At 61.3% G+C, this 20273-nt stretch carries 18 protein-coding genes; 11 read left to right on the forward strand and 7 right to left on the reverse strand.

Translation table 11 applies throughout. The annotated features are described in order from the left end of the window. Positions 1–63 precede the first annotated feature (63 nt). From ACI2KA_RS20880 to uxuA, 7 genes are all read left to right on the forward strand, one after another. Positions 64–750, forward strand: coding sequence for an HAD family hydrolase (locus ACI2KA_RS20880; RefSeq protein ID WP_404504370.1), 687 nt, complete (start codon positions 64–66; stop codon positions 748–750). A gap of 380 nt (positions 751–1130) precedes the next feature. Then, positions 1131–1847 (forward strand): FadR/GntR family transcriptional regulator, encoded by a 717-nt coding sequence (locus ACI2KA_RS20885; protein WP_404504371.1) that lies wholly within the window; start codon positions 1131–1133, stop codon positions 1845–1847. A gap of 63 nt (positions 1848–1910) precedes the next feature. Continuing rightward, positions 1911–2885, forward strand: a complete 975-nt coding sequence (locus ACI2KA_RS20890) for a sialic acid TRAP transporter substrate-binding protein SiaP (RefSeq protein WP_404504372.1) — start codon at positions 1911–1913, stop codon at positions 2883–2885. A 60-nt stretch (positions 2886–2945) separates the two neighbouring features. Further along, positions 2946–3518, forward strand: a complete 573-nt coding sequence (locus ACI2KA_RS20895) for a TRAP transporter small permease (protein WP_020809476.1) — start codon at positions 2946–2948, stop codon at positions 3516–3518. A gap of 4 nt (positions 3519–3522) precedes the next feature. Next, a complete protein-coding gene (locus ACI2KA_RS20900) occupies positions 3523–4929 on the forward strand; it encodes a TRAP transporter large permease (protein WP_404504373.1) in 1407 nt (468 codons plus the stop codon). A 73-nt stretch (positions 4930–5002) separates the two neighbouring features. Next, the gene (locus ACI2KA_RS20905) at positions 5003–6049 is read left to right on the forward strand and encodes an L-idonate 5-dehydrogenase (protein ID WP_404504374.1); all 1047 of its coding nucleotides are present in this window, start codon (positions 5003–5005) and stop codon (positions 6047–6049) included. A gap of 16 nt (positions 6050–6065) precedes the next feature. Next, positions 6066–7274, forward strand: coding sequence for a mannonate dehydratase (uxuA, locus tag ACI2KA_RS20910; RefSeq protein WP_404504375.1), 1209 nt, complete (start codon positions 6066–6068; stop codon positions 7272–7274). A 27-nt stretch (positions 7275–7301) separates the two neighbouring features. On the opposite strand, the gene ACI2KA_RS20915 is transcribed toward uxuA, so the two are convergent. Continuing rightward, on the reverse strand, positions 7302–7652 hold the full coding sequence (locus tag ACI2KA_RS20915; RefSeq protein ID WP_404504376.1) for an antibiotic resistance protein VanZ: 351 nt from the start codon (positions 7650–7652) through the stop codon (positions 7302–7304). Between the two features lie 246 nt (positions 7653–7898). Here ACI2KA_RS20915 and ACI2KA_RS20920 point away from each other — a divergent pair, with 246 nt between their 5' ends. Then, a complete protein-coding gene (locus ACI2KA_RS20920; RefSeq protein ID WP_404504377.1) occupies positions 7899–9410 on the forward strand; it encodes an aldehyde dehydrogenase (NADP(+)) in 1512 nt (503 codons plus the stop codon). 274 nt (positions 9411–9684) lie between these two features. After that, a complete protein-coding gene (gene aztD, locus ACI2KA_RS20925) occupies positions 9685–10935 on the forward strand; it encodes a zinc metallochaperone AztD (protein ID WP_404504378.1) in 1251 nt (416 codons plus the stop codon). 68 nt (positions 10936–11003) lie between these two features. On the opposite strand, the gene ACI2KA_RS20930 is transcribed toward aztD, so the two are convergent. The 4 genes from ACI2KA_RS20930 to ACI2KA_RS20945 are packed head-to-tail and all read right to left on the reverse strand — an operon-like array spanning position 11004 to position 15869. Beyond that, positions 11004–12002 (reverse strand): TRAP transporter substrate-binding protein, encoded by a 999-nt coding sequence (locus ACI2KA_RS20930; protein WP_404504379.1) that lies wholly within the window; start codon positions 12000–12002, stop codon positions 11004–11006. 15 nt (positions 12003–12017) lie between these two features. Next, the gene (locus tag ACI2KA_RS20935) at positions 12018–13850 is read right to left on the reverse strand and encodes a TRAP transporter large permease subunit (RefSeq protein ID WP_404504380.1); all 1833 of its coding nucleotides are present in this window, start codon (positions 13848–13850) and stop codon (positions 12018–12020) included. A gap of 28 nt (positions 13851–13878) precedes the next feature. Continuing rightward, on the reverse strand, positions 13879–15006 hold the full coding sequence (locus ACI2KA_RS20940; protein WP_404504381.1) for an LLM class flavin-dependent oxidoreductase: 1128 nt from the start codon (positions 15004–15006) through the stop codon (positions 13879–13881). Further along, positions 15003–15869, reverse strand: coding sequence for an ABC transporter substrate-binding protein (locus ACI2KA_RS20945; protein WP_404504382.1), 867 nt, complete (start codon positions 15867–15869; stop codon positions 15003–15005). Before ACI2KA_RS20945 ends, ACI2KA_RS20940 begins: the two co-directional genes overlap by 4 nt. A gap of 211 nt (positions 15870–16080) precedes the next feature. Here ACI2KA_RS20945 and ACI2KA_RS20950 point away from each other — a divergent pair, with 211 nt between their 5' ends. Further along, positions 16081–16446, forward strand: coding sequence for an ArsR/SmtB family transcription factor (locus ACI2KA_RS20950; RefSeq protein ID WP_404504383.1), 366 nt, complete (start codon positions 16081–16083; stop codon positions 16444–16446). A gap of 1 nt (position 16447) precedes the next feature. After that, complete coding sequence (locus ACI2KA_RS20955) at positions 16448–17077, forward strand: glutathione S-transferase family protein (RefSeq protein WP_404504384.1); 630 nt, start codon at positions 16448–16450, stop codon at positions 17075–17077. Between the two features lie 6 nt (positions 17078–17083). Here the strand turns inward: ACI2KA_RS20955 and ACI2KA_RS20960 are convergent, their stop codons facing one another. Further along, positions 17084–18919, reverse strand: a complete 1836-nt coding sequence (locus ACI2KA_RS20960; protein ID WP_404504385.1) for a dipeptide ABC transporter ATP-binding protein — start codon at positions 18917–18919, stop codon at positions 17084–17086. A 106-nt stretch (positions 18920–19025) separates the two neighbouring features. Further along, a complete protein-coding gene (locus ACI2KA_RS20965; protein WP_404504386.1) occupies positions 19026–20222 on the reverse strand; it encodes an aminotransferase class V-fold PLP-dependent enzyme in 1197 nt (398 codons plus the stop codon). Positions 20223–20273 lie beyond the last annotated feature (51 nt).

Consider the following 20273-nt stretch of genomic DNA (forward strand, 5'->3'; position numbering starts at 1 on the left):
TTCCGTTATGTCCTTCGATGCTGTAGAGACAGGCAGGCCCGATACCTTCAACGGAAGAATGAGATGCACAGCAAAGTCCCACCGCAGAACCCGATATTTTCGCAAGACTATGCGGCCTTCCTGTTCGACATGGACGGGACGCTGCTCAATTCGATTGCGGTTGTGGAGCGGGTCTGGCGCGAATGGGCCGTGGACAACGGCATTGAACCGAATGCCTTCCTGCAGCGCATCCACGGCATGCGCGCTTCGGAAGTGGTGCGCCGCGAGGCGGTTCCCGGCCTTGATGTCGCGGAACAGGCCGATATGCTGCTGCAGAAGGAAATGGATGATGTCGACGGCATTCTCCAGATCCCGCAGGCCGCGGCGTTTCTAGAAAAATTGCCCGCCGGAAAATGGGCCATCGTCACCTCCGCCGCCCGGGCGCTCGCCCTGCGCCGGCTCGCGGCCGCCGGCCTCACCCCGCCGGAGGTAATGATCTGTGCCGAGGACGTGGTGAACGGCAAGCCGGACCCGGAAGGATACAAGAAGGCGGCGGAAAAGCTCGGTGTCGCGCCGGACCGTTGCGTCGTGTTTGAAGACGCCCCCGCCGGCATCCAGGCGGGAGAACGCATGGGTGCGACCGTGGTCGTCATCAACGCCACCCATTCCCATCCCATCGAGACCCCGCATCTTTCCATTGGCGGTTATGGCGAGCTGGATGTCGTCATTGGTGAGAATGGCGCTCTGAGGCTCGCAGGTAGCCGAGGCTGAAGATGGTGGCCCGCACGGCCGCCGCATCAGTGTCAACCTGACAGCAACAAATCCGTCGATCCAGACCGCCCCGGCCCAATCTTTTCCCGTCATTCCGGCCTTGGCCGGACGCCGGTCGGTGCGCCCGCGCGACGAGAAGAGCCCTTTCAGCCCAAGGACTTGGACTGGCCGGATTCCGGCAAAGGCCGGAATGACGGAAATGGTAAAAGCCCCGGAATGTGGCGGATACCATGCTTGCCGTAAAAATCCCCGGACCTTGCACCGCGTACTTTTCCACTAACCGCCGATTGACAGCGCCACACAAATGCGCCCTAATAAAATTGGTAAGACCATCTTACCGCTTGCGCGATCGGGGGAGACTTTCGCGCTGGGAGGACATCATGTTTGTGGCTCTGGAGCCGCGCCGCCTTTACCGGCTGGTCGCGGAACAAATTCGCTTGCTCATCGAAAGCGGGGAACTGACCGAAGGTCAGCGCCTGCCGGCGGAACGCGACCTTGCGGAACGCTTCGGCGTCTCCCGCCCGACGGTGCGTGAAGCCCTTATCGTTCTGGAAGTGGAAGGTCATATCCATATCAGGATGGGCTCGGGCGTCTATGTCAGCGCGGCCGGCAAGCAGGCCAAGGAAAAACCCGCCGTGCCGGACGCCCATGGCCCGTTCGAAATCCTGCAGGCGCGCTGCATCATCGAGAGTGCGATTGCGGAAGAGGCGGCAAGGCTCGCCACGCCGGAATGCATCGCCAAGCTCGACGATATCATCGAGCGCATGGCCGGCGCGCTCGACAATTCGCCGCAGGCGCTCAATCTCGACCGCGCCTTTCATACCGCCATTGCCGACATCATCGGCAATTCGGCGCTCAACCGCTTTACCGGCCTGATCTATGACGAGCGCAGCCTTTCGCCCTATTTCGAGAAGCTCGCCAGCTATTTCGAGGGTCCGCATACCTGGATCCTCGCTGTTCAGGAGCACCGGGTGATCCGCGACGCCATTGCGGCAAACGATCCCGAGGGCGCACGGGAAGCCATGCGGCAGCACCTGACGCTATCGCAGAAGAGATTTTCCGAAAGTTTCGGGGAGGAAACGATCGGAGAAGAGTGACCGTTGCCGCAACCGGCGACGGAAAAAACAGCACATCTGACTTTAATTCGGGAGGAGTTAAGAATGAAAATCAGATTGTCGACTTTGATGGGCGCAACGGCCGCCATTCTGCTTTCCGCGCTGGCGGCGCAGGCACAGACCACGCTGAAATGGGCGCATGTCTACGAGACATCCGAGCCTTTCCACACCGATTCGGTCTGGGCCGCGGGAGAAATCGCCAAGCGCACCGACGGCCGCTACAAGGTGGATGTTTTCCCGGCGTCGCAGCTTGGCAAGGAAGCCGATATCAACCAGGGCCTGAAGATCGGCACCGTGGATATCATCATTTCCGGTTCGAGCTTTGCCGCACGTGATTTCAAGCCGATCGGCGTCACCTATTTTCCCTATATCTTCCGCGATCCGGGCCATCTGATCGCCTATACCAAGAGCGATATCTTCAAGCGTCTCGCCAAGGGTTATGAAGACAAGACCGGCAACCACATCGCCGCCGTCAGCTATTACGGCACGCGTCACACCACGTCGAACAAGCCGATTGCCGCCTGCGCCGACATGGCGGGCTTAAAGATGCGTGTTCCCGATGTTCCGGCCTATCTCGCCATGCCGCGCGCCTGCGGCGCCAACACCACGCCGATCGCTTTCGCGGAAGTCTATCTCGCACTGCAGAACGGCACCGTCGACGCGCAGGAAAACCCGCTGACCACCATCGAGGCGAAGAAGTTCTTCGAAGTGCAGAAGAACATCGTCCTGACCGGCCACATCGTCGATCACCTCAACACGGTGATCTCGAAGAACCTCTGGTCGCAGCTATCGGATGAAGACAAGAAAATCTTCACCGAGGTCATGCAGGAAGCCGCCGAGCGGACCACCAAGACCATCGATGAACGCGAGAAAAGCCTCGTCGAAGACTTCAAGAAGCGCGGCCTGACCGTCGCGGAGGTCGACAAGGCCGACTTCGAGAAGAACGTCATCGAAAAAGTGAAGTTCGAGGACTTCGGTTACGACAAGGCCGACTGGGAAGCCATTCGCGCCGTCAAGTGAGCCAAGATCCGGTGCGGCTTCTTTGCCGCACCGCCCTTTCTCTCCAGACGGGATATCTCAATGTCGCAGGAAATCCATACTCAGGTCACGCCTGAGGAACTGGCACATACGTTCGACGAGGCGCCGCCCGAGGTCGATCTCAAGGTCTATTCATTCGAGGACTGGGTCACGCTCGGCTTGTTCTGGCTGATGACGGGCTGCGTGTTCCTTCAGTTCTTCACCCGCTATGTGCTCAACAACAGCTACGCCTGGACGGAAGAAATCGCCGTCAACTGCCTGATCGGCGTGGTGTTTCTGGGTTCGGTCATGTGCGTACGCATGTCGCGCCACATCCAGGTGGATGTGCTTTATCACTACGTGCCGCCGCAGGTGGCCCGCGCCATGTCGATCCTCGTTGACGTGCTGCGCATCCTGTTCTTCGCTTACACATCCTGGCTGATGTGGCGTTATCTGGAAATCGTCGCCGATGAGGAGATGGTCACCGTGGCGCTGCCGCGCAACATCGTTTTCTACACGGTTCTGGCCGCTTTCGTTTTGATGTTCTTCCGGTCGGTGCAGGTCTTCATCGCCAATATGCAGCGCGGCTACTCCGTTCTGGAACGGCCCGAAGAATTCCAGAGCGCGGGGGATTGACCATATGCTGCTTCTTATCGGCTCTTTTCTTCTCCTGATGCTGATCGGACTGCCGGTCGCCATTTCCATGGCCTCGGCGTCGCTGCTCTACATCGTATTCTATAATGTCGCGCCTGATATCATCGCGGCACAGCGCCTGATCGCCGGTGTGGAAAGCTTCCCGCTTCTGGCCGTTCCCTTCTTCATCCTCGCCGGCAATCTCATGAACACGGCGGGGGTGACCGGACGTATCTATTCCTTCGCCGTGGCGCTGGTCGGCTGGATGAAGGGCGGCCTCGCGCAGGTCAACATCATCGGCTCGGTGATCTTTTCCGGCATGTCGGGTACGGCACTCGCCGATGCGGCCGGGATCGGCACCATCGAAATCAAGGCCATGAAGGATCACGGTTACCCGGTCGAGGCGGCCGTCGGCGTCACCGCCGCCTCCGCAACGCTCGGGCCGATCTTCCCGCCATCGCTGCCCTTCGTCATCTACGGCATGATGGCCAATGTCTCGATCGGCGCGCTGTTCATGGCCGGCATCGTCCCGGGCGTCGTCATGACGCTTTTGATGATGATCACGGTCGCCGTCTTCGCCTATATCAAGGGCTGGGGATCCGATACGCCGTTCAGCCTCAGAACCATCTTCGGCGCATCGCTGGAAGTTTTTGTGGTGATGATGGTGCCGCTCGGCATCTATCTCCTCACCCTCACCGGCCTGTCGCTCAACCTGTCGATCCTGATTGTGCTGGTCATCCTGCTTGCCTGCGACTGGTATTTCGACTTCTCCGCCGTGATGGCGCTGATGACGCCGGTGATCCTGATCGGCGGCATGACCATGGGCTGGTTCACGCCAACGGAGGCGGCCGTCGCGGCCGTGCTTTGGTCGCTGTTCCTCGGGCTCGTCCGTTACCGGACCATGACCTTCAAGACGCTGGCGAAATCGACCTTCGACACCATCGAGACCACCGCCTCGGTGCTCTTCATCGTCGCGGCGGCTTCCGTCTTCGCGTGGCTGCTGACAGTCAGCCAGGCGGCGCAGCTTCTGTCGGCGGCGATCCTGACGATCACCGACAGCAAGTGGATTTTCCTCGTGCTGGTCAATCTCCTGATGCTGTTCGTCGGCTGCTTCCTCGACACGATCGCGGCCATCACCATCCTCGTGCCGATCCTTATGCCGCTGGTGCTGCAGTTCAATATCGACCCGGTGCATTTCGGGCTCATCATCACGCTCAACCTGATGATCGGGCTTTTGCATCCGCCGCTCGGCATGGTGCTGTTCGTGCTCTCGCGCGTGGCGAAACTCTCCGTCGAACGCACGACCATCGCCATCCTGCCCTGGCTGGTGCCGCTGTTCGTGGCGTTGCTGCTGATCACCTTCATCCCGGCAATCACCTTGTGGCTGCCGACCGAAATGGGCCTGATCCGCTGACGGCGCATTCCTGCCCGCGCGGTTTGCCGCCGCGCGGGTGCATTCATCCATACACAGACATGAGGGCATGGTCATGCAGACACGCGTGGCACGTCTATATTCCCGTGAAGATATCCGCGTCGAAACGCAGGACGTGACGGCCCCCGGCCCAGGCGACGTGCTGCTCGCCATGGCCGCAGGCGGCATCTGCGGTTCCGACCTTCATTATTATCAGGATGGCGGCTTCGGCCCGGTCCGGGTACGCGAGCCGATCATTTGCGGCCACGAAGCGTCGGGCCACGTGCGGGCACTGGGAGAAGGCGTCAGCGGGCTCGTGATCGGCCAGCTCGTCGCCATCAATCCCTCGCAACCCTGCGGCCATTGCCGTTTCTGCCTGCAAGGCCAGCCGATCCATTGCCTCGACATGCGCTTCATGGGCAGCGCCATGCGCTTGCCGCATGAACAGGGCATGTTCCGCGACCGGCTGGTGGTTGCCGCAAAACAATGCGCGCCATTTCCCGATACAACCTCGCCCGCCGAAGCCGCCTGCACGGAGCCGCTTGCCGTCTGCCTGCATGCAGTCGCCCAGGCCGGCGATCTGACAGGTGCAAAGGTGCTGGTGACCGGCGCTGGTCCCATCGGCCTCCTGACCATTGCCGCCGCCCGCCATGCCGGTGCGGGCACCATCGTCGCCACCGATCTCACCGATGCCGCGCTGGAACGCGCACCCGCAATGGGTGCGGACCGCACAATCAATGTCGCGAAGGACGCTGAGGCGCTTTTGCCCTATCAGGACGACAAGGGCTATTTCGACGTCATTTTCGATTGCTCCGCAGCCGGTCCCGCGCTTCGCACCGCCTTTGCCTGCGTGCGCCCGCGCGGCACCATCGTGCAGGTCGGCGTCACCGGCGACATCACCTTTCCGCTCAATGCGCTGGTGGGCAAGGAAATCCTCTGGCGCGGCTCGCAGCGTTTCCACGATGAATTCGCCATCGCCGCCGGGCTTATCTCCACACGCAAGATCGATGTGCGGCCGATCATTTCCCACAGCTTCCCGCTTGGCGAGGCGAAAGCGGCCTTCGAACAGGCCGGAGACCGCTCCGCCGCCTGCAAGGTGCAGCTGACATTTTCCGCAGACTGATATTTGAGGATCAAAGATGAGACATACATGGCGCTGGTTCGGCCCGGTCGACAAGGTCACGGTTCAGGATGCGGCTCAGGCGGGTGCGGAAGGCATCGTCAGCGCGTTGCACCATATCGCCACCGGTGACGTCTGGCCGATGGACGAAATCACCAAACGGCATGAAGCGATCAAGGCCGGTGGTCTTTATTGGGATGTCGTTGAGAGCGTGCCGGTTTCCGAGGATATCAAGACCCAGACAGGCGACTGGAAAAACCACATCGCCAACTGGCAGGAGACGCTGCGCCGCCTCTCCGCTTCCGGCATCCGTACCGTTTGTTACAATTTCATGCCGGTGCTGGACTGGACCCGCACCGACCTTCGCTGGGAAACACGGCACGGCGCAAAGGCCATGCGCTTCGATCTGACCGATTTCGCCGCTTTCGACATTCATATTCTGAAGCGCCCTGATGCAAAGGCCGATTATCCGGACTGGCTGCTGGAGGAAGCGGCAAAACGCTTCGCCGAAATGCCGGATACAAAAATCGCAGCACTCGGGCGCAATATCGGCGCTGGCCTGCCCGGCTCGGCGGATGGTTATACGCTCGCCCAGCTGCTCGAAAAACTTCGCTCCTATCACGGCGTCAACCGTGAAAGGCTGCAGCAGAACCTGATCGATTTTCTGTCCGAGGTGACGCCGGTTGCCGCGGAAGTGGGCATCAACATCTGCGCCCATGGTGATGATCCGCCATGGCCGCTGCTCGGCCTGCCGCGCATTCTCTCAACGGAGGCGGACTATGCCCACATGCTCTCGAAGGTCGACAGCCGCGCCAATGGCGTGACGCTCTGCACCGGCTCGCTTGGCGCTCGGGCGGATAACGACCTGCCCTTCATCGCCAGCCGTTTTGCCGACCGCATCCATTTTGTGCATCTGCGCAATGTGACGCGTGACACCGATACCGTGCCCTGCTCCTTCTTCGAGGATGAACATCTGGAGGGCGGCACCGACATGGTCGCCGTTATCGCAGCACTTCTCACCGAAGAAGCCCGCCGTCGGGCGGAGGGGCGCGCAGACCACGAAATTCCGATGCGGCCCGATCACGGGCAGGAGATTCTCGACGACCTGACACGCGGCGCACAGCCCGGTTATCCCGCCATCGGCCGGCTCAAGGGCTTGGCGGAGTTGCGCGGGATCGAGCGCACGCTGTCCCACGGCCGTTTCGGTCTGGCCGGTGGCAAACGCTGAGCGGGAAAATTGACTGCCGGCGCTCCGTCAGCTGGCGCTCAATCGCGCCCGGAACAGGAGACAGGAAATGGTGAAAAGCCCGCCGGCTATGGCCCCGGCGGCTTTCACGACGGCATCCATCAGATGCGGATGACGTGTCGGTGACAGAAATTGCAGCGCCTCGATACCGAAGGCCGCGGTAACACCCGCGACGATGACGGCAAGCCAGTGGCGCGGATAGGCGAACACGAAAGCCGCCGAGCAGAAAGCGAAGGCGGCGGCGCGGTCTATCCCGACCGTGGTCAGCGTGTGCGGCCGAAAGCCGATCGGGCAGATTGTCACGATCACGATCAGCAAAAGAACCGACCAGGCGACATATTTCGGAAGTCTGTTTGTCATCATGACGTCATATAAAACGCCGTGCGCGTAAACGGAAGCCGGTGTTTTTCACGTCCCGCCCAATTAATCACACTTTTTGGTCAAATAGTTGAGAAACCGGCTTTCGCTCAGGCCCCGCACGGGCTAAGGCAGAAGGCAACCGGGCGAGGATCGCGGCTGATGGCGTTTGCGCTGTCGCCTTTCGGTCGGGTGTCACGGTATCGGGTGGATTTTCCACACAGGATCAGATTTTCAGGGAAGAGCACAATGAGTTTCAAGCCGCACGGCAAACATCTGGTTGCAGGAGAATGGGTCGCGACGGATGCAAAATTCCGCAGCGAGCCTGCACATGGCGAGGCTTTCGATTTTTCGGTTGGCACCGTCGATCTGGTGAATGCAGCCTGTGAAGCAGCCGAAGACGCTTTCTGGAGCTATGGCTACACCACCCGCGAAGAGCGCGCCGCTTTCCTCGACACCATCGCTGACGAGATCGAAGCGCGTGCCGACGCCATCACCGAAATCGGCTCGTCGGAAACCGGCCTGCCGACCGCGCGCCTGCAGGGCGAACGCGGCCGCACCGTTGGCCAGCTGCGCCTTTTCGCCTCGCATATCCGCAAGGGCGACTATCTCGACCGCCGCCACGACGAAGCGCTGCCGGATCGCCAGCCGCTGCCACGCCCGGATATCCGCCTGATGCAGCGTCCGATCGGCCCCGTCGCCGTCTTCGGTGCGTCGAACTTCCCGCTCGCCTTCTCCACGGCCGGTGGTGACACCGCCGCGGCGCTGGCCGCCGGCTGCCCCGTCGTCGTCAAGGGCCACTCGGCCCATCCCGGCACCGGCGAGATCGTCGCCGAAGCCGTTCTCGCCGCCGTCAAGAAGCACAATCTGCATCCCGGCGTCTTCTCGCTGATCCAGGGCGGCCGCCGCGATGTCGGTTCCGCGCTCGTGCAGCATCCGCGCATCAAGGCGGTCGGTTTCACCGGCTCGCTTGCCGGCGGCCGCGCGCTGTTTGATCTCTGCGCCCAGCGCCCCGAGCCGATCCCCTTCTTCGGCGAACTCGGTTCCGTCAACCCGATGTTCCTGCTGCCGGAAGCCGTTGCCGCTCGTGGTGAAGCCATTGCCAAGGGCTGGGCCGGTTCGCTCACCATGGGTGCAGGCCAGTTCTGCACCAATCCCGGCATCGCCGTCATTCTCTCCGAGCAGGCGGATGCAATTGCTGAAACTGCGCGCGCAGCGCTTTCCGAAGTCGGCCCGCAGGTCATGCTGACCGACGGCATCGCCGCCGCCTATCGTGACGGCCGCGACCGGATCGCCGCCGGCAACGGCGTGCGCGACGTGCTGACCACCACCTGCAACCTGCGCAACGCGACGCCCTATCTTTACCGGGTTTCCGGCAAGGACTGGGTTGCCAACCACGCGCTTGCCGAAGAAGTCTTCGGACCGCTCGGCCTGATCGTGACGGTCGATAGCGCGGAGGAAATGCTGGAAGTGGCAAAGAGCTTCGAAGGCCAGCTGACCGCAACCCTGCATCTGGATGCCGGCGACGCCGAGCTTGGCCGCAAGCTGCTGCCGATCCTGGAGCGCAAGGCCGGCCGCGTTCTCGCCAACGGTTTCCCGACCGGCGTGGAAGTCTCCGAAGCCATGGTTCATGGCGGCCCTTACCCGGCTTCGACGAATTTCGGCGCGACCTCGGTCGGCACCATGTCGATCCGCCGCTTCATGCGCCCGGTTTCCTACCAGAACATCCCTTCGGACGTTCTGCCTCAGGACATCCGCTAAACAAGATCAGGGCAGGTGCAGCGATGCGCCTGCCTTTTTTCATCGGGCATTACGGCCCTTCGGGATATAGGCGTTGATACTGCAGCGTCCCATGCTTCCTCCCGCCTTGCGACCTCCATCCAGATTTTCGACATCGAAACGCCGGCGCCGGTTGACATCGACCCCGCACGTAATGCTAATACGTACGCTCGTAACGTAATAACATTACATTCATCCTTCGGAACCGGCGTCGGTTCGTATCCGCACAAGGATGACAACGTCTGGAAGGAACACCATGAGATTTTCCCTTCAACAGCACCTTGGCATGAGCGCGCTCGCCACGTGCCTTGCCTTCACCCTGCCGCTGGCCTCTGGCGTTGCACAGGCGGAAGAAAGCGGCGACAGCGTCAAGGAATGGCGACTCTTCGTCGCCGATCACACCCAGCCGGTGGTGCGCGCGATCAATTTCGAAACCGGCAAGGAACTCGGACGCTACGACCTCAAGGGCTATGCGGCGCTGACCGCCAGCGCCTCCGGCAAGACTGTTTTTGCCACGCAGTCGGATTCGGATATCGTGCATGTGATCAAGACCGGCATCGTCTTTTCCGACCACGGCGAGCATCGTGATCTGGATGTGGAAGATACGGCATTGCTGCCCGTTACCTTCGAAGGCAAGCGCCCGTTCCACGTCGTGCCGCATGATGACCACGCCATCCTGTTCTATGACCGCGGCGGCAAGGCGGAGATCATCGATGAGGCCGCCCTGCTGGACGGCAAGGCAAAGGTCCGCACCGTCGACACGACCGCGCCGCATCACGGCGTGGCGGTGACGATGGGCCGTTACGTTCTGGTGTCTGTGCCGAATACGCAGATCGAAACCAAACCCGACACGCTGCCGCCCCGCATCGGGCTGCGCGTTCTCGACAGGGACGGCAAGCAGGTTGGCGAACAGGCGGCATGCACCGATCTGCACGGCGAGGCCACATCCGCACGGCTTGCGGCTTTTGGCTGCAAGGAAGGCATTCTCGTTGCCCGGCCGGGCGGCACGGATGGCCCGAAGCTCGACATGCTGGCCTATCCGGAAGATTTCCCGAAAGCCTATACCGGCACGCTGCTCGGCGGCAAATCCATGCAGTTCTTCCTCGGAAACTACAGTGAGGACAAGGTCGTCCTGATCGATCCTGACAGCAAGGATGCCTTCCGCCTGGTGGAGCTGCCGACCCGGCGCGTCGATTTCATCCTCGACCCCGCCAATCCGCGCAACGCCTATATCCTGACGGAAGATGGCGACCTGCATGTGCTGGATGTGCTGGAAGGCGCCATCACCCGCAAGGCAAAGGTGACCGAACCCTACAGCAAGGATGGCCATTGGCGCGATCCGCGCCCGCGTCTCGCCGTTGCCGACGGACAGATCGCGATCTCCGATCCGCGCCATTCGCTGGTGCGCGTGGTGGATGCGGAAAGCCTGAAGGAGACCCGCACGCTTGCGGTGGAAGGCCAGCCATATTCCATCGTCGCCGTCGGCGGCTCCGGCGCTTCGCACTGATACCGAACAAAAGAGACCCCGTGCGCCCGAAGGATGCACGGGGTTTCCGATTTTGAAGGGCCGTATTATCAGGCCGACTGCACAGCCTGTATCTTCTCGATACCACCGACGATGCCGGCGAAATCCTGCCACACGCCCTGCGCGCCCTTGCGCCATTCGTCCAGCGCCTCCGGCTGCAGCACCTTGCCGCCCTTGGAAAGCGCAAGCTCGACGGACTTCACCTCGTCCTCGACGATCAGCTGGTTGAAATATTGCGCGCCTTCGCTCGATGCCTCCGAGAGAACCTTCTTCTCTTCGTCATCCAGCTGGTTCCAGAAGGCCGCCCCGTAATAAACGACGCCTGAAGCCCAGATGTGGCCGGTTTCCGTGAGATAGGGTACGACCTCGTAAAGCTTGAAGCCGGCATAAGCGGACTTGGTAAGATCCATCGCATCGGCCACGCCGGTTGCCAGCGCATTATAGGTCTCGGTGATCGGGATACCGACCGGCGTGGTGCCGAAGGCGCTCCACAGCTTGGTGTGCAACGGACTCTGGATGACGCGGATCTTCTTGCCTTCCAGCTGCTCCGGCCGGGTGACCGGCTCCTTGGTCAGAAGATGGCGCGCGCCGTAATTGATGAAATCGGCGGCGATGAATTGCTGGGCGGCGAGCTTCGTCTTCAGATCAGCGCCAGTCTCGCCCGTCACCACCTTGCGCACATGGTCGGCATCGCGGAACAGGAAGGGCAGATCGAGGATCTGCAGTTCCGGCACCCAGCCGGACAGCGAGGAGACTGTCGAAAGGCTTGCCTGAACCGATCCGAGGCGGATATTTTCCGCCACTTCCTTTTCACCGCCCAGCGCACCGCTCTTGACGATGTTGAAACGGAAACGGCCGGGCAGCTTTGCCTCCACCAGTTCGCTGATCTTCACCCAGATTTTCGTCTCCGGCTTGTCGTCGGCGAAAAGCGAGGCAACCGTGAGGCTGCGGGTTCTGGCATGTGCCGTGCGCATGAAAGCGGGGGCGGCAAGCGTTGCAGCGCCAATGGCGGAGAGTTTGAGGAGATTACGGCGATCGATAATAGTCATGAATAAACCCCGGATTTAGAAGAAAATGGCCCAGGCGCACAAGATGGCGAGGGAAACGAGAAGGGAAAGGAGATAGGGAACGACAGCCCGGAAAAGTGCTGTCGCCTGAATGCGGGTGACACCGCTGACCACGAAGATCAGCATGCCGAGCGGCGGCGTCAGGCCATGGATCATCAGATTGACCACGAGAATGACGCCGAAATGAATGGGATCGATGCCGGCCGCCACGGCAGCGGGCAACAGGATCGGCCCGAACAGCAGGATGGCAGCACCAATATCCAGCACCAGACCGACCACGAGCAGGATGAGGTTGGAAAGCAGGAGAACCGCAATCTTGCTGCCGCCGAGCAACGTCACGAAGTCGGTGACGAGACCCGAGACATTGTCCACTGCCAGCAGGAAGGCGAAAGGCCCCGCCGTGCCGATCAGAAGGCCGATGGCCGCCGCCTCACCCGCCGATTGGCGGAAGGTCGCGAAAATGCGGCCCGCGCCCAGCCGGTAACCGAAACCGAGAAGCAGCGTGTAAAGGGCGGCAAGGGCGGCGGCTTCCGTGGTGGTGACGATGCCGATGCGGATGCCGACGACCACGATGACGCCGAGGCCGAAGGCGGGTATTGCGGCGATGGCCGAGCGCCAGCGCTCCGTTCCCGTGGCGCGCGGCAAGGTCTCGACGCTGCGCACGCTAAGATGGATCGCCACCGCAAGGCAGACCGCCATCAGTCCGCCGGCGAAAAAGCCGCCGACCAGCAGCGAACCGACCGACAGGTTGGTGGCCGTTGCGAGGATGAGAAAGGCGATGGAAGGCGGAATGACATTGTCCAGCACCGAGGTGGCGGCAATGATCGCGCCCGCCTGCGCCGGCGGATAGCCGTGCTTCACCAGTTCCGGCTGGAAGGTGGAAGCGCCGAAGGCGGCATTGGCGACCGAGGAGCCGGATGCGCCGGAAAACAGCACGCTGGTCAGAAGTGTCGTCTGCGCCAGCCCTGCCCGCCGGTGGCCGACCATGGAGGCGGCAAAACGCACCAGCTGGTTGGCGACGCCCGATTCCGTCAGCAGGCTTCCGGCCAGCAGGAAGAAGGGAATGGCCAGCAGCAGGAATTTCGACATACCCGTCACCGTCGAGGAAACGATGGCCGGTTCCGGCAAGGTGCTGCCGAAGGCGATCGCCACATAGGCGGCAGCAAGGAAGGCATGGGCGAGCGGCGCGGCCAGAACCAGCCCTACCGCCGCCGTCAGCGCCAGAAACAGGCTCGGCGGCAGGCTCGTATCGACGAACACTTCCGGCAGACCGACATAAGAAACCACCGCGATGACGACGGAAAGCAGAACGGCAAGCGCCTTGCCCTCACTAAGACGCTGAAGCGCCAGATAAACAAAGATCAGCGCGCCGCCTGCACCGAGAAAACCGAAACGCACCCATTCCGGCAGGCCGAGCGTTGGCGAAGTGCCACCCAGCATCGCCGCGATCTCCACCCCGCCGAAAGCGAGGATGAGGGCTGCGACGAAGGAAAAGGCATCGGCCAGAACTTCGGTTGCGGCATAAAAGCGTTCCGGCAGGAAGCGCACGAACACATCGAGCCGCATGGCCAGAGCGCTCTTGAGGCTGAGCGGTGCGCCGACCGCGATCATCGCCACATTGAGCCAGATGCCCAGATCTTCCGCGCCGATGAAACCGGTATGGAACAGGTATCGCAGGGTGACATTGACCAGCACCACCACAAGAAGCGTCGCCAGGATTGCGGCGGCAACCGCCCCGAGCACCGTGTCCAGGACGGCAAGCGCCTGCCCGGCCAAGCCGTGTGGACCGAAGCGCCGTTGCGCGATTGTCGTTGCCGGGCTTGCCGTCATGTTGTTCTTCTCCACTCCCGCACCATGCTCAGGAGGCCTTGGCCGAGAGGTCTCGGTCGAACAAGGTCGACCAGGTGAATTGTTTTGCCGCGGACACCTCCCGCGACACATCGAGACGTGGCAGGACCTTTTCGCCGAAGCGGAAAGCCTCTTCCAGCAATGGCATGCCGGAAAGGATAAAGGTGTTCACACCCGCCTTCTTATAGGCCTCCAGCGTGCGGATGACAGTATCCGGCGAGCCGACAATCGCGGTTCCCGGCCCGGGCCGCACCAGGCCGATGCCGGCCCAGAGATTGGGCGCGATTTCGAGATCGCGCAGGTTTTCCGGTTTCTGTCCGCCATGCATCGCCGTCATTCGCTGCTGGCCGACGGAATCCGTCTTGCCGACGAAACGCTGGTTGGCGGCAATCGCGGCCTCATCCATGCGGCCATAGAGGTCGGCGGCCGCCGCCCAGGCCTCTTCATCCGTATCGCGCACGATAACATAAAGGCGAATGCCGTATTCCAGCTCGCGGCCAAGCTTTTCCGCCCGCGCCTTGACGAGATCGACCTTCGCGCCGATCTGGTCCGGCGTTTCCCCCCATGAGAGGTAGGTCTCGACATGTTTCGCCGCAACGTCGATGGCCTTGTCCGAAGAACCGCCGAACCACAAAGGCGGCGGCTCTATGCCCTGCCCCACCGGCAAAGCGAGTTTGGCACCGTCCGTCTGGAAATATCGCCCCTTGAAATCCACGGTCTCGCCGGCGAAAAGCCGGTGCCAGATCTGCAGATATTCATCCGCCATATCGTAACGCTCGTCATGCGGCATGGTCATGCCATAAGCGCCCAGCATCTTCGCATCGCCGGAGACGACATTGATCAGCAGGCGTCCGCGCGAAAACTCCTGGAGCGTCGCCGCCATCTTGCCAAGCAGCGTCGGCGCGATCAGGCCCGGATGGATGGCGACCAGCAGTTTCAGCCGCTCGGTGTAGGAAAGCAGCGCGCCCGCCAGAACCCAGACATCATGCGCCCCGGTGGCAAACAGCGCACCGGTATAACCAAGCTGATCGTAAGCGAGCGCCAGCTGCCTGTAATAGCCGAGATCGACCTTGCGGGAGCCTTCCGGCTGCCAGGGATAAGCGCCATCGGGTGCGCACATGTACCAGAAAACATTCATCGGTCGCCTCCCGTACTGACTGATTGATGAGCCGGGCCTTGCCCGGTCTGAACCGGTAAAGAGAAATGGCCGTGCCTGTAAAGCGTATCGGCCTCCTCCTGCTGCTCGGCAAGGATATTTTCTCCGGCAGGAACCACGGAAAGATCACGCGAGCGCAGCACCTTCGCCCAGGATGTCGCGTCTCCCTCGCTGCCCGGTTCGGCGGCAATAAGGCTTGCGGCCCGGTCAATATCCGCCATGACAGCCCGGCCGACGCGGTCGAGTTCGGCAGCAATCGCCAGCCTGAAATCCGGCGCCATATCGTGGCGCGCAAGCGTCCAGAATAACGAGCGGTTGGGAATGGTGGAACCGCAACGGACAAGAAGGCTGATCTCATCATGGGTCAAAGCCTTTTCCAGGCGGGGAGACATCGTCACCCAGGCATCAACACGACCCTCCACGAGGTCTTGCAGACTGTCGCTGTCGCCGCTTTCGATCCGGGCGACATCCGAAAGCCCAAGCCCCGCCCCTTCCAGGCTGCGCGCCAGAAGATAGGTATGAAACGATCCGTCGATCAATGATATGCGCTTTCCTGCAAGATCGGCGGCGGAACGGATCGGGCTGTCGCGACGCACGAGGATCGCGCCATTGGCAGGTCTCGGTGCGGAAGCGGCGATATAGACCGCTGAAAGCCCCCGCGCATCCGCCTCTATCGGCGGCGTAGAACCGGTGCCGCCGAAATGGATGTCACCCCTTTCCAGCAGCGCCGCCGTATCGCGCCCTTCGCGATAGGCAACGAATTGCGGATCGAATTCCGCAAAAGCGCCGGGCCAGAGCCGGGCGAGCCGTAAATGCAGATTGTTGGGATGAACCCCGATTTTCATGTCGACACCTCATTTCGCAATCAATCTACTTTTTTATAGAATGTTTTCGAGAAACGTTTTGTCGATCCTTGGCCGGAAAATGAAAGAGAAATCTACCAATCCTGTAGATTTTAAAAAATGCCGGAGCCACTCCCAGCAATCCCAATCAAGCCATTGAAATCTTTTGCAAGACAATTTACTTTTTTATAGTCTGAACAATGGGCCTGCAGTCGTGACGAAACCGGTTTCCAATCTCATCTGCCGCAGCGTGGTGGAAGCGAGCGAGCTTTTAAAGCTTGTCGCCAATGCCAATCGGCTGGCCATCGTCTGTTATCTCATGGAAACGGAAGCTTCCGTTTCCGCACTGGAATATGAACTCGGCATACAGCAGCCCACACTTTCGCAGCAGCTGGCCGAATTGCGCGATGCGGGTGTCATCGAAGGCACGCGAGAAGGCAAGGCGGTGATCTATCGTGTCACCGATCCGCGTATCGTGCAGCTGGTTCTGACCCTGCGTGGTCTTTACAAGGACCTTTCGGACGTGACCGGCAGGAAAGGCAGGCGCGCCTTGCCGCTGGATGAGGCGATGTTCGATTAACATGATCGACCTTTACACCTGGATCACGCCGAACGGCCTCAAAATCTCCGTTGCGCTGGAAGAACTCGGCCTGCCCTATCGCAGCCACGCCATCGACATCGAAAAGGGTGAGCAATTCGCGGCCGATTATATCCGCATCAATCCCGCCTCGAAAATTCCTGCGATCGTCGACGATGAAAACGGCACCATCCTGACGGAATCGAACGCGATCCTGATCTATCTGGCCGAAAAGGCCGGCCGGCTTCTGCCCGCCTCTAATGCCGAGCGACTGACAGTCACCGAATGGCTGATGTGGCAAGCCGCCAATTTCGGCCCGACACTCGGTTATGCCCATTATTTCCTGACCTATCACGCCGGACAAGCCCCGTTTGCCGAGACGCGTTTTGCGGCGGATGTGGAGCGGCTTTACCGGACATTGAACGACCGTTTGAGCGGGCGGGAGTTCGTGGCCGGCGATTTCTCCATCGCCGATATCGCCATCTGGCCATGGGTCTCGCGTTTCGCACGCCACAGGATCAACCTCGACGACTTTCCAGCCGTGCAAAAATGGTATCGCCATCTCGGACAGCGGCAAAGTTTCAAGCGCGGCTACGGCATACCTTTCGCGACATCGGACGTACCGGGTCTGTAACCAGCTTCAGCAGGCCACGAGGTGACCGGGCGAGACCTCGCGGTACTCACGCGGCTTGACGGCATAATCGACGGCGCGGATAGGGCTTTTCAGCTCGTCATTGGCAGCACCACGCCGTGTGTTGCGGCGGTCCGGATCCGGCACCGGCACGGCGGCCATCAGCTTGCGGGTATAATCGTGCTGCGGATTGTCGAAGACAGCAGCGCGCGGACCGATTTCGACGATCTCGCCGAGATACATCACCGCCACCCGATGGCTGACGCGTTCCACCACGGCCATGTCATGGGAAATGAACAGGAAGGCGAGATCGAGGCTCTGCTGCAGATCCAGCATCAGGTTGATGACCTGCGCCTTGATGGAAACATCCAGCGCCGAAACGCTTTCATCGGCAACAATGACTTTCGGCTGCAATACCAGCGCGCGGGCGATGCAGATGCGCTGGCGCTGGCCGCCGGAAAATTCGTGCGGATAACGCACCGCCATATCCGGCGACAGGCCGACCCTGTTCAGCATATCGGCCACCACATCCTTCGCCTCGCGGGCGCTGCCCATGCGATGTTCCAGAAACGGTTCGGCAATCGCCGCCCCCACCGTCATGCGCGGATTGAGCGAGGCAAAAGGGTCTTGAAAGATCATCTGCACCGTCTTGCGCATTTCGCGCATGCCGCTCTTGTCGAGAGCGAGAATATTCTCGCCATTCACCACCACCGAACCGGCATCCGGCTCGATCAGCCGCATGATGGCGCGTCCGGTGGTGGACTTGCCGCAGCCGCTTTCGCCCACCAGCGACAATGTCTCGGCGGCCCTGAGATCGAAGGATACATTCTCCACCGCATGGACCCGGCCGCTGAGCCGTCCCAGCAGGCCGGAGTGGATATCGAAGCGCTTGGTCAGCTCCTCCACCTTCAGCACCGGCTGGGCGCTGGCATCGACGGTATCGGCCGGGCGTGCCGGCTCCTGCGTTTCCCCCGTGGTGGTGTTGACGATGGGAAAGCGGAGCGGCCTTTCCTCACCCTTCATCGACCCCAGAACCGGAACGGCGGACAGAAGCGCGCGGGTATAGGGATGTTTGCCGCGGTGGAAGATATCCGCCGTCGCGCCGACTTCCACCTGCTCACCACGGTACATGACGACTGTACGGTCGGCGATTTCCGCCACCACGCCCATATCGTGGGTGATGAACAGGACGGAGGTGCCCTCCTCTTCCTGAAGCGTCTTGATGAGATCGAGAATCTGGCCCTGAATCGTCACGTCGAGCGCCGTCGTCGGCTCGTCGGCGATCAAGAGTTTCGGTTTGGACGCAAGCGCCATGGCGATCATCACACGCTGGCGCATGCCGCCGGAAAAGCGGTGCGGATATTCATCGAAACGTGAGGCGGCCGAGGGGATGCGGACTTTTTCGAGAAGACGGATCGTCTCAGCCCGCGCATCGGCTTTCGACATCGGCTGATGGCACAGCAGAGCCTCGGAAATCTGGTCGCCGATGGTGAAGAGCGGATTGAGGCTGGTCATCGGCTCCTGGAAGATCATGGCGACCTCGTTACCCCTGATCCGCCGCATGGCGTCTTCGGAAAGGGCGAGCAGGTTGCGACGCCCGAGCAGGATTTCACCTTGAACCCTGCTGCTTTCCCGATCCAGCAGCCGCATGATGGAAAGCGATGTCACGCTTTTGCCCGAACCGCTTTCGCCAACGATTGCGACCGTCTCGCCGGGGCCGACATCGAAGGAAATATCACGCACCACCGGTTTCCAGTCGCCGTCCACGTGAAAGGACGTGGTGAGATTGCGGACGGAAAGCACGGCGTCTTCGGCACCGAGCGGCGCCATCTGCGGCATGGTCATGATCGTTCCCTTCTTTTCTTGTCGTTTGAACTGTTGAGGCTCGGCGTCGCGGCTGGTTTCTTGTCCCCGCCCAGGGAGAAGAAACGCGCGGCAGCCACGCGCCTACTCAATCAGGCCAGCGCAGCATGCCGTCGAAACGGTGGCGGCTGCGGTCTTCGAACGGTGTCGCAATCACCTCGTTGGAGGCACATGCCTTGTCCAGTTCCTCCGCCAGCCGGAAAGCCACGATGGTTTCCTGACCGGGATGCAGGTTGCAGGGGTCGAGATAGAAATAACGATGCTCCACCTCGTGATCGCGGGTGATGATCGGCGGATTGCCCCTGGCCAGCGCCGTCGTCAGGTCCCAGGCGGTAATGTGCGCCTCTTCGGCATCGATGATGACACGCAGCCGGTCGAGCGGATTGTTGGTCGGGTCGGGCTCGATCAGCGCCGTCACACCCGGGCGTCCATCCAGCGTGTTTTTCCAGAGGTTGAGATAACCGGTCTCCCGCTCGCGAATGCCGGTATGGTCGCGCTTTTCCCAGGCCTCCAGCGCCGCCATGACGCCATAGATGCTCTCCTTGCCGACCTTCATGCCGCGGCCGATGCCCATATTCTGCAGGAAGGCGTGGCGCACCAGTTCCTTCCTGCCGGCGACGATGCCTGAGGTGGGGCCGCCAAGGAACTTGTGGCCGGAATAGAGGACAACATCCGCGCCCGTGGCCAGAAACAGCTTCAGGTCATATTCGGAAGCGGCATCGACAATGACAGGCACGCCCTTGGCATGGGCGATCTCGACAAATTCGGAAAGATGCAGCAGGCCGTAATCGACCACATGATGCGAGACGACATAGACCGCCGCCGCCGTCTTGTCGGTAATGGCGTTTTCCATGTGGAAACGATGGGCGGATGTCGCCTGCCCGATCAGCACCACCTTGCCGCCGCCGAGGCGGATTGCCTGATCCACCGGCGCGCCGTAGCTCACCACATGCCCCATCTGCACCAGCACTTCATTTTTCTCAGGCGCGACATCGGGCAGCTTTTCAATGGCCAGCAGATTGTTGCCGGTGATCGCGCCCGCTACCGCAAGGCTGATACCGGAAGAGCAGGAGGCCGTGACGAAACCGGCTTCCCCGCCCGTCAGCCTCGCGATGATCGCGCTCGCCTTGCGCTGCAGATCGTTGATCTCGACGAATTGCGGCAGGATGGCCGCCATGGCCTGAACCGCCTCGGGAACGACGATCGACGCGCCGAGCGAGGTCATGGTGCCCGAGACGTTGATGACCGGGCGAAGGCCGATCCTGCTTCTGATATCCTCGGTCATGTCTTTCTCCTGTCCTTGCGATGCGATGGGCATCGACATATATGCCATAAT

Source organism: Agrobacterium sp. NPDC089420, assembly GCF_044900305.1.
GTDB lineage: Bacteria > Pseudomonadota > Alphaproteobacteria > Rhizobiales > Rhizobiaceae > Agrobacterium.